Below are 10,851 nucleotides of genomic sequence, written 5' to 3' on the forward strand. Positions count from 1 at the left end.
ATCAGGCAGCCTTTTACCTGTCGAAAGTTCCAAACCATTGATATTAGGCCTTGATGGACATACTTAGCATGTCCATCAAGCCTTATTCATTGCTAATTATTCAATGGTGATGGTGTTTTTAACCTCACTTTGTCAGGAATTGAGACTAAAGAGATATTCCCTCACTAACCGTGGAGCGAACCAAATCAATAATTGTAAAGGGTAAAGTGGCTTCTTCTGCGGCCACGCTCGAGGGATCGCCACTTCGATTACTGCCGTTCACTTTAATCGTCAGATCACCAATCTCTTCGCCGTTTAAATTCGCATGATACCCCCAACTGCCGTCACCGTTGACGCTTACCCGATCGTTAATGAGCTCGGTTGCACCACGCATCACCTGTAAAGTCACGCTTTCACCCGTCGACGCAAACCCTGTTGTGCCGCCCGCGATCAACACATCTGCAAGCTCGGTGGTCTCAACTTGGTTATCACCACTCACGTCAGAAATACTTATCTCCGGCATCACCGTGTACGATTGACGATATTCGCTCTCAACATTGTTGTTCGACACATCCTTAAATTGGTTCAACACAAACTCGGCTATCGCATTACCCGCTCCGACCGTGATGGGGCCATTGGTCACGCCTTGCCACTCTGACGCCGCCTCATCGGGTGACGTTTTACTGAACGTCATGGATACGCCCGCAAAGCTTCCCGCCAACGCCTTCACCGGCTCACTGAAATGCACCGTCAAGCTCACCGGCTGACCATCCTGAGGAGCACTCGGTGTCACGGCAGTCACGTTGGACACGGTTGGAGGTATATCGTCAGAGAAAAGCACTTCTTGGCTTACTTGATCGGCAACCTGACTCGCACTATTCTCACCATTTACCGTAACGAGTAATGTACCCTTTTCCCACTGAGAAATATCTTGAGAACCACTGCGCCAGAGTCCATCTGTTCCAACATTTGCTGTTTTTGTGTAGCTCTGACTTGGGATATTTTGCGTAGTAACATGAATTGTCAGCTCAGCACTATTTTGAAATCCTTTGGAGCTACCAGAAATTGAAAACATAGTCGACTCACTAGCCAACAAGTCATCAATGGGATCCATTACAATAAGAGGCTTGTGTGCTACATCTTTATTAAAAACCATACCTTCATTAGGCACTATAGCAGTATCTTCAAAACCGGAAACATTGAATGAGGAGGTGGCAGTATTAACAGGTAAATCTAGCGCAGCTATGGTGCCGACCCAGTTTGCAGAAATATCCTCCATCATCGGCTGTTCGTCAAAAGCAACACTTTGCCCGTTTAGTGTTACCATTGGCTGAGTCACTCGCTCATTAAAAGTCAAAGTGACCAAAGCCGGTCGACCATCTATTAGAACTTCTTGTGCATCTTTAGTCGATGCAGGATCAATGGGCAACACTTTTATCTCAGATTGAACAACAGCGGGCTGAATTTTATCCACATACTTAGAACGTTTGTCTACTATAACTTGGCCTACCGATGGTGTGTTCGGACCTAAGACTTGAACAGTAAAATCAGATTCCTCCCAATACGTCATATTTTGAGAAGGGGTAACCCAAGTTCCGTCAGGTCCATTTGTTGACACTTCTATAGGTCCAAATTTATCTTCTGGCCGTTTATCAGATACAATGTTGACAATCAAGATTGTACCATTTTCAAAACCTTTGCTAATACCACTAAATACAACTTGTGTAACATCATCATCGCCATCATTATTGACAATATTATCTTCTGTCACAGCATCTATAGTGAGCGTTGGGGTGAGAAGAATCTCTTCTAAAAACTCCTGATTATAGTTATCAACATCGTCATGATACGTATCCCTAACAACCAATTGTTTTGACGTTTCATTTGCTTCCAGTTCTATCGGTTCAGATGTTTCACCTATCCAGACGGTTCGGTATTCGTCTGCGTTTTCGAACACTATATCGATGTCATCAAAGGCAGCTTCAACATCCGCAACAGGCTCTGAGAATTCGATGGTGAACGACACTTTCTCACCTTGAGTTGGAAATTCTGGAGAGGCTACAACGTTCACTTTTTGCGGTGATTGATTATCCACATAGTAGGTCGATACGACAGCAGGCCCAACTGTGTTTTCAACCCCGTCTTTTGCGGTAACTCGAATATCAAACTGCTTTACACCCTCAAACGCCGGATCTTGAGAATCAATAACAAACTCATAAACTTTCCGATATTCGGTAGACTCATCCTTGATTACAAAGTCAATGTCCGTCAATGACTTTTTTTTTGAGTCATCTATCCAGAAAACCTCTAAGGCCTCCACATCAACTGTTGCAGTGTCTTCGATGGTCAGTGTAGAGATCACTTGGCCTGAAATTTTAAAATCATTTCCAGAATCAGTTGCTACAAAAGCTCCCTCCCCTTGTACCTCATTTGGCGAAACAGTAACGAGTGGTGGTTCTTGATCTATACTGCTACCATTATCTTCAAATACTGTCCCCTCACCATATGAAGGGTTTGCTGTGGCAAAGTGATCAGCTTGAGCAAGCGCATATTTTGATTCAACCCCAGCATCGGTAGCAATGTCATAATAGTAACTGGCTAAACTATCTCTATAAGTTTCAGAATTGAGTTCATCATAACCAACGAGAATTTGACCATTTTCTCCTTGCCCATCAGCTTTGCCATCATCGGATAGATCTCCATAAAAAGCACTCGCATAGTCAATTGATGTTGTTCCACTTGCACTGTTTTCATCGGCCATCTCAGTCAAGCTATCAAGCAAAAAACGGTATATGTATTCATCACTTAAGATTGGAGGGAGAGTATTGCTTAGCATTTCGTTGGTTGCATAAGGCGTACTAACAGGGTCGAAACCAAGCATTGAGTTGGGCTGTGTATCCAAAGCACTGTTTACTTCAGCTAAAATTTGTTCAGCTTTCACTACTGTTTTTTCGCCTGAACCCAAATTATTCCACTGACTATCAAACAATCCCGTGTGATAGCTTGAAAACTCTGTAATATAAAGTGTCTTTTTATCCGTAGCAGAAAAATAGGCGCCAATATTGTCATTTGAGGATATTGTTACGGGTGTCGATTCATCTTTACTCCACTGATAGTAGTGAGTAAGTCCATCGCTCTTAACAAATACTCGGAAAAATTCATAATCAGCTGAATCATACGTTATTGTGCAAGTCGCCACATCATGCGCTTGGCCAAGCTGCTGCGTAGTGCATGATTTAATATAATTGAATGCGCCATTGGATTTCAGTCCTTCTAACCTTACTTGAGCATTTATAAAAGGTGAAATAATAGTCACCTCTGGCATATCAAATGTTGACCTAAAATATACTTCTTGTGGAGGAGAGCTTTCATTACCTGACGCGTCTAAAACCGTAATTTCTAGCTTCTGAATATCTTCGGAGGTTTTATCTCCAAAATACAGATCAAGAACCTCCTTTGAATAAGGTATAAAATACGTCATTCGCGGCACTTTACCATCGGCATCATAGTCAAGCGATTCAAATGGGATGCCTATATTTTTTCCTGTTTCAGCCTCACTAGCTACCTGCCTAGTCTCTGTTTGATAAATGAAAGGCCCATCACCTTGTTTCTTGGAAAAATATTTAACCTTTAAGGTCAAGTTATCGGCAGATGAGCCATATATATTTTCATCACTAGGATCAAATATGGTCGCTGATACAAAAGGCAAAGACGCATCAATTAACGATTGTTTGTTAAAGTCAGTAAAGTCTAATTCAGGGTGAACGGCCGCAAGACCCCTTGATGCATAATCATAAAGTATCTTCAGATACTGATTTGAAGTTTCAACTGAAAGGTTGTTGTATGTAGATTCAGAATACTCTGCCTCAAACTCAGTTCCTAGGTTGTTCTCAAAGTTGAAGAACGCCCTAGGGTATTCCAACTGCAATACCGGTCTTACATTATCGTTGTATAGAGTGAAGTTTAACTCACCTATATTGCCATTGACATCTTCAGTTGTAATAATAAAGTCAGCAGTATCTCCAAATGCGTCCGTGGAATAGCCGTTAGATTTAAACTCACACCATGTTTTAGAGCCAAATATCTTTGGCGTACATAGATATGGCTGCGGAGCCCCACTTGATAATGAGACGTAGACATAACCATTAACTAAATACTTAGGGTCTTCTTTTACTAATCCTTCTAAAATATAGGTTGGTGTTGATTCATTAATTGTTTGTGGTGAAGTCACCTCTATAATTGGTGCTATATTATCCCAGGTAAATGGTAACGAAGTGCCGGACGAGTCTTCGTTCCCCATGACATCAGACGTGTTAACTAACAAATAGGCTTCTGGAGATAAACTTTCATCTTCAGGATCCAAGTATGTCGTGTTTATATTGACTGTAAGGCGAGTTTCCCGCGGACCAACAACAAAGTCACTATCATCAACCCAACATAAAGTATCATCCTTATCCTCATTAGAAGAGCAGATAACGTCATTCCATTCTTCTTCTGAATCAAGTTTATACTTTAGAACGACTTGGGCATCAGAAACTCCTATATCATCGCTTATTTGCAACTCTACTGTATCTATCCCTTTGAGAACAGAAGCACCGTCACGCTCAACACTAGGGGGAGTCTCATCAATTTCTAATTTCGTTCTGGATGGGATGCTTCCTTCACTTCCATTTGTACTTGTACCTCTTATGTTAAGATAGTTTGCCATGCTCTTATAACGATCAAAAGCAGCGCTATCAATAAATTCATCAAAATGATCGCTATCTAATCCAGATGCTAGATTGATTTCAGGATCAGTCACGACAATCATTACATGCTGAGCAATAGAATTGGTGTAAAAGTCAGCATCAATACGTTCATTGCCAAAATATATTTGCTGCGGAAGTGAGCCTGTTCTGTCTAACTCGTTCCCATCAAGATACCCATCTGCAGACACATCTCGATATCCAATATCAGATAAGTTTAAAGAGGTGTATTCGTTGTCTTCACTCGGTTTCTGACTTAAAAGATCGTAAGCAAATGAGGAGTATGCAGTTAACAAAGCGCCATACAAATGTCCGTCAGTTGCAATACCTGATACACCACCTTTTGTTATATCAATAGGAGCAACTGAGTTAATGTCTAGTTTTTCGGCTCCATACATAGCACCAATCGAATCTAAAGAATCATCAATTGCCTTTTCTGCTGAAACGCCATGCTTTATCTTATATTCAGCCAAACCAGTAACAATATAAGTGAGCGGAGTTATCATCACTTGCTGAGAAACACCTTCCGTATAATTGGTTACACTCGCTACACGTATAGGCTTACCATTACTGGCCTCAACATGTTGTCCTGAAAGAGGATCTTCATATATCCCCCCTTTAGCTTCTATATATAGAGGCATAGAAGCCGATTCGATTTCAATAGAATACGCCCCCTTGGGAGATGTCAGTACGGAACCTAATTCACGCCCAATTAAACCATTTTTGTACTCATATATTGTCACCTCAGCTTTAGATACCGGCGCATCAAACACTACACCAGTAATTGTTGCTTTTACTCTCGAACGGGGTGATGAGTCTCCTCCTCCGCCACCTCCACATGAGCCAACAAGAAGTATTACTGAAACGAAAAATATGAATTTTTTGAAATATCCAAAGCGCAGCATGATAAATTTTTTTTACGGGGAAATTATAAAAATTATATTTGCAGATAATTCAATAACAACAGATCAAAACGTCTAGCCACCCATTTAAAAACCATAATAATTCTTATAAATAACCGTCAAAATGAAACATATCCATTTAAAAAAACAACATACGACAGTCAAATTAACTATTTATACAAATTTTAATCTCACTATTCGGAAAAAAATATTTTATTAATAAGACACAGGTAACAGTATTTAATATATAATATCAATGTTTATTACAAAGAAAATAAAATATAAGTATGGACAAAAACATAGAGTCCCTTTTTGATTCAAATTTTGAATCAATCAATGCAATGGCATCTAAAATAATAATGAATCATCATTTCATCACGCTACATTTGATATTTATATGGCTTTTTCGATTTTGTTCTAAACCAATATTCGACAGGCAATACTCTTGATGCATTTATTGCTTAAGACACCACTGGCGATAGTAGTTGGAATAAAAAGCAGCATACACTATTAAATGTATGCTGCTTTTAAACTCATCATTAAAAAAAGATTATTCGGTGGGAGAGATTGTCACTGGTTTGAAGGTTGCCACAACATTGCCTCCCGCTCCTGGACGCTCGACATAAGGGGTATTTTGCATAATGGTGTAATATGAGTCGAGATAATCGTCGTCGTTAGTTAGCACACCATCTGGAATCACATCGAGTATTCTATTGGTGATTTGAGCTATGATGGCATAACCTTGAATTTCTGGATCTGGAATCATTTTCAAAATATCTTCCGCTGCTTTGACTAAGATTTTTGCCAGCTCTTTGTAGTCCGTTCCATCGTCTTGTTCCATCAGAATCATATCGACAGCGCCCCAACGATACCGTGGCCAGAAAATCATGGTTTGTCTTGGGTAGTAATCTTTACCGTCGTAATCTAAGTAAGGCATATCAACGAGGTCAATTTCTGGTTCAACTCGGCTTGGGTCAACACCAGTAATGATGGCGTATACTTCTGCTTTACCTGAAATCCATGGCTCTTCATCATCATTGAGACGAATTTTGGTTAATTGCGTTGTGTTAAGTGGCTCAACATCACTCACCTGTGCTGAACGCTGAATACTCGATTTGGCTTTCAAAACTTGTTTATCAACATTACCATTGGTGATCAAGTTCGAGTCTTGGCCCAAACGCTTCATTTCTGCCTGCATGGCTTTTAATCCAGCTTGAAGCTCTTTTGCGCTATTGCTGTCAACAACAAGGACAGGGACATCAGGCATTTGGTAAACATCTAATTGATGCACTTGCCCGTAAACATCATAGGCCTCGACATATTGCCAATTTGAGTCATCCCCTGATGGTTCAAATGCAAATAACGGGCTTTGTCCTTCCTTCCAATTCTTAACCATTGACGCATCGGCAATTCTTAACTCCATGACGGAATCTGTATATTGTGTAATGCCTTTCGTTTGACGATATTGATAATCGGCCTGCTGCATCTGCTGTTTGAATGCAGAGTGTGGCTGGAGAGTGTCTACAGAATCCAAAGCTGTCGCGAGATGTTTCTCTGTAATTTGCGATTTGATTGATTTTTCTAAATCAAAGTAACGAGCGCTAAGTTGTAAAGCAAGCGCTTGCTTCTGTTGTGCAATCTCATCAGAGATTGATTGAGCATCTGTTGTGTTTACAGTTTGTGCGTTTAACGGAAGGCCAACCATAGTTGTCGCAAGCACCAAGCTGATAGGCAGGTTTGGTCTCATAAAAATGATCCTTATTTGAATTTTTATCCCTAATAGAGCTTTGCCCTACCCCTCCCAACCTATCAGCTGAATCAATAAGTGGAATAAAATTGATGCTTTTTTGTTCCATTTTTCAGATAAAGATCACTTTTCGAACAATTTGTTTAAATTTCAGCCTCAGCGAGCTTGGAATTTCATAATAAATAATTCAATCATTATGCAAGGAGCAATAATATCAATAAAATTAGATAGTTAACCAATATACACGCCAAGCTGTAAAGCCGTTATTACACGCTTTACAGTGAGGGTAATGAGTGTGAATAATGAAGAGTAAATACTCTATCTTTACAATGGCGATAGAGTATGGCTGCATTTAGCAAACACCAGAGTTAATTCATTTTAATCTATTGATGTTGGAAATACTCTTTGCGAAATTGACTGATTTTCTGCTCAACATAGGTTTGCCATTCACGGTCTGACAGGTTTGTTCGCTGCTTCTGGTTGTCCAGAGATTCGTGTAGGGCCGAGAGTTTGGTTCGGTATTGATTAACTTTGTCAGTTTGTCTTGCTACCTGTTCATCTCGGGCAACAATCACGGCCCACTCTGCATCGGTGAGATATCTTTTAGCTAGTTGCTGTTTTACCGCTTGCTTTTGTTCAGACGTGTATGTGTTGGGGATGAGATTGACACCCTTTTCGTACTTTAAACGTTGATTTGTCAATGACAGTAACTGCTCTTGAGTTTGCCATTTTGCTAATAAAGCGTGGTAATTATCGACAAAGTTTTCTGCAGCCACTTCCGCTAGGCTAAGCTGCTCAATACTGAACTCATATAAGGCAAATTCATCCGCAAAAATGGCATTTGTAAACTCTCCCCAAACCATAACCGCGAGTTGCTTAAACTCAGCCACTTTATCAGGCAGTAACAACCGCTCACTTAGCTCTGCATTTCCCCAAACTCGCTGCCAATCTTCAGTAAGAGCAGGATAGTGCACTAGCAACTGATAGTGAAAGTCAGAAATACTCGGTTTCATACTAGCCAATTGAGACGTGCAATCTCCCTGACTCAAACAACCACGCCAAAACTGTTCCAAAACAGAGACCAGTTGTCGTCCATGGCTTTTGGTTAATCGAGCTGCAAACAAGGCTTCCGTTGTCTCGGATGTCTGGGGGATAATATCTTCAACCAATGCATTTGCTGAATGTGTATCCCGACGGTTTGAACTTTGCCTGAACTCTTGCAGATCGGCTTTACCTGCCGACTCGGCCTGAGTGTCATCTTCTGGCCAAAGGAGGATGCTCGCAAACAGCGCGAGCACAAATAGGAGATGGCGATAGTTCATCACTTTATCACTGCGCTAACTGGAAAATGATCGGATAAGTTGTAATGCTTCCAAAGCCTTTCATCTGTAGAACGAGGCACATCAACACGGTTGGCGTTGTGTGATTTCACCGCATATTCATCGCTGACCATGACATAATCAAGATATTCCACATGCTCTCCACCGGATAGAGCCTTACCAGAAAAATCGTTAATGCGAGGGTCAAATGTCGAGTCTGTGTATCCTGAATAGTCTGGCTCTAATACGCTTAGGTTTGCCATCATACGTTGATAATCAACAGGGAATTTCCGCTTGTTTACATTGAAGTCGCCACTGTAGATTACCGCTTCATTGATCGGAATATTCAGTGAGCTTGCTAAAGCTCGGATTTGCTTAAATTGGCGCTGTCGATATTCTCTCGCTTTATCCGTATCAGAAGAAGCCGTGTGTGTGGCAAACACATGGTATGCTTTACCCCCTTTAATGACTTCAGCATAGTTCACACCTTTATCAGCAAAGCAATCCGTGCCTGCGCAATCAGGAAAGACGTATTGCGCTTGTCTAACAATCGGGTAACGACTGACAATAACCACCCCTCCATCGTGTATATTTGCACCCGGTTTGTCCAACATCTTAGTTTGGTATGGATATTCTTTCGCCAGCTCTCGCAAAAATCCATCACGGCCTGTCGCAAACACTTCCTGCAACGCCAGAACATCATAGCCTTTTACATGCTGAGGAATAATATCGTAACGCTCACCAATATGAGAAGCCATAACAGGAAGGGCCCATATGTTGTATGTCATGACCTTGAGAATGTTCTCATCGGGTTCAACGACCTCACCCACTTTGGCTGGAGTAATCGTATAGTAAAGGTCGTCATAACGTGCAGTTTTCGCCGATTTAAAGCTTAACTCCGCACGGCGCTCACCAAATGCGCTGGTATCAAAACGGTGAACTTCACGATCGTCATGAAGAGATAGCGCGACATCTGCAGAAGATAATCCGTACTCAATGGTGGAATTATACCAGCGTCCAGTCATAACTTGGTTAAGTTCAACACGTTCTCCAAGTTGGTTAGAGACCACGGTATTGAAACGATATGTTTGACCTGATTTCACCCCTTCCCAACGATTAAAGCTCAATACCGCCTTCGTTTCCCATGGACCAATGGTCTCTACATGTTGCTGCCACTCTTTTCCATACTCAAGCGTATCGGTTCCATCATGGCTTACTTGTATGGTAAAGGCTTGGTCTGAGTTATTGGTCAGGTATACATCTGTGTCCGCCATTGCAGGTATGGCGACAAGCGAAACGAGCAAAATCTTCCACAGCTTAAGACTCATGTTATCTTCCTTTATTTTGATGTCTGGTTAAAATTTAAACCAATTATGTTTCATATTTGTTATAAATAAATTAAGATAAATAATTCACACAATAAATTAAAAACGTGATAATAAGGCGCTTTTTACTGCATAAAAATTTCAAAACTTGAGCCTGTTTAAAACATTAATAGACCAAAATGAAATCATCATTAATATCAATAAATGAGTTAATATCAAATATTACAAGGGCTGCAAAATCTCATTCATTTAATGCACTGATAAATTCAAACATTCAACCTTCTAATAGCTCAAAATTCAAACGCATTAAATTGCAATAAATCAATCTAAAACAATAGGTTAAGTGATAATAATAAAGGTAGTTTTGACAACATTTTGCTAAACCACATGTTAATTTGCTAAGGTGTTAATAGTTGCCTCTAATTCTCAACGCAAAGGATGTGATATGCGCTTAATGATCTGTCTACTCTTCTCCACATTTCTTTCTCTCCCTTCTTTGGCATCAGAAGAAAAATATTCACAATCAGATCTGTTAGATAGGCCATTGATGGAGCGCTATATTCTCAATGAACTCAAAGCACTGCGCACAGAGCAACAGGATTTAGAGCGACGAATGATAGTAGAAATTACCGATAGAGAGCTTGAAGTCGCAGATAAGTCTCTCAACTACGCAAACGTAACTGTTACTTACTTTTTCTACATTATTGCTGGTGTTGCTTCTTTAATTGCCTTTGTGGGTTGGCAATCTTTACGTGATTTCAAACACAACACATGCGTATTTCGGTGATTGCGATCGCTCGTTTCGGTTTATTCCGATCACTTGATCCTGCCGTT

At 40.6% G+C, this 10,851-nt stretch carries 4 protein-coding genes and 1 pseudogene; 1 reads left to right on the top strand and 4 read right to left on the bottom strand.

The window, feature by feature from the left end:
* Positions 1-145: 145 nt before the first annotated feature.
* The 4 genes from QQK21_RS06580 to QQK21_RS06595 form a co-directional block, all read right to left on the bottom strand.
* Positions 146-5,629: a hypothetical protein gene (locus QQK21_RS06580; RefSeq protein ID WP_284191408.1), complete on the bottom strand. Its 5,484-nt coding sequence runs from the start codon at positions 5,627-5,629 to the stop codon at positions 146-148.
* A gap of 547 nt (positions 5,630-6,176) precedes the next feature.
* Positions 6,177-7,373, bottom strand: a complete 1,197-nt coding sequence (locus QQK21_RS06585; RefSeq protein WP_284191409.1) for a DUF3103 domain-containing protein — start codon at positions 7,371-7,373, stop codon at positions 6,177-6,179.
* Between the two features lie 383 nt (positions 7,374-7,756).
* Positions 7,757-8,695, bottom strand: coding sequence for a chromosome segregation ATPase (locus QQK21_RS06590; RefSeq protein WP_284191410.1), 939 nt, complete (start codon positions 8,693-8,695; stop codon positions 7,757-7,759).
* The gene (locus QQK21_RS06595; RefSeq protein WP_284191411.1) at positions 8,695-10,020 is read right to left on the bottom strand and encodes a sphingomyelin phosphodiesterase; all 1,326 of its coding nucleotides are present in this window, start codon (positions 10,018-10,020) and stop codon (positions 8,695-8,697) included. The genes QQK21_RS06590 and QQK21_RS06595 overlap by 1 nt, the downstream gene beginning before the upstream one ends.
* A 442-nt stretch (positions 10,021-10,462) precedes the next feature.
* Here QQK21_RS06595 and QQK21_RS06600 point away from each other — a divergent pair.
* Positions 10,463-10,789, top strand: a pseudogene (locus tag QQK21_RS06600) (hypothetical protein); the annotation flags it as partial.
* Positions 10,790-10,851: the final 62 nt, after the last annotated feature.

This window comes from Vibrio zhanjiangensis (genome assembly GCF_030161235.1).
In the GTDB taxonomy this organism is placed as follows: Bacteria; Pseudomonadota; Gammaproteobacteria; order Enterobacterales; family Vibrionaceae; genus Vibrio; species Vibrio zhanjiangensis.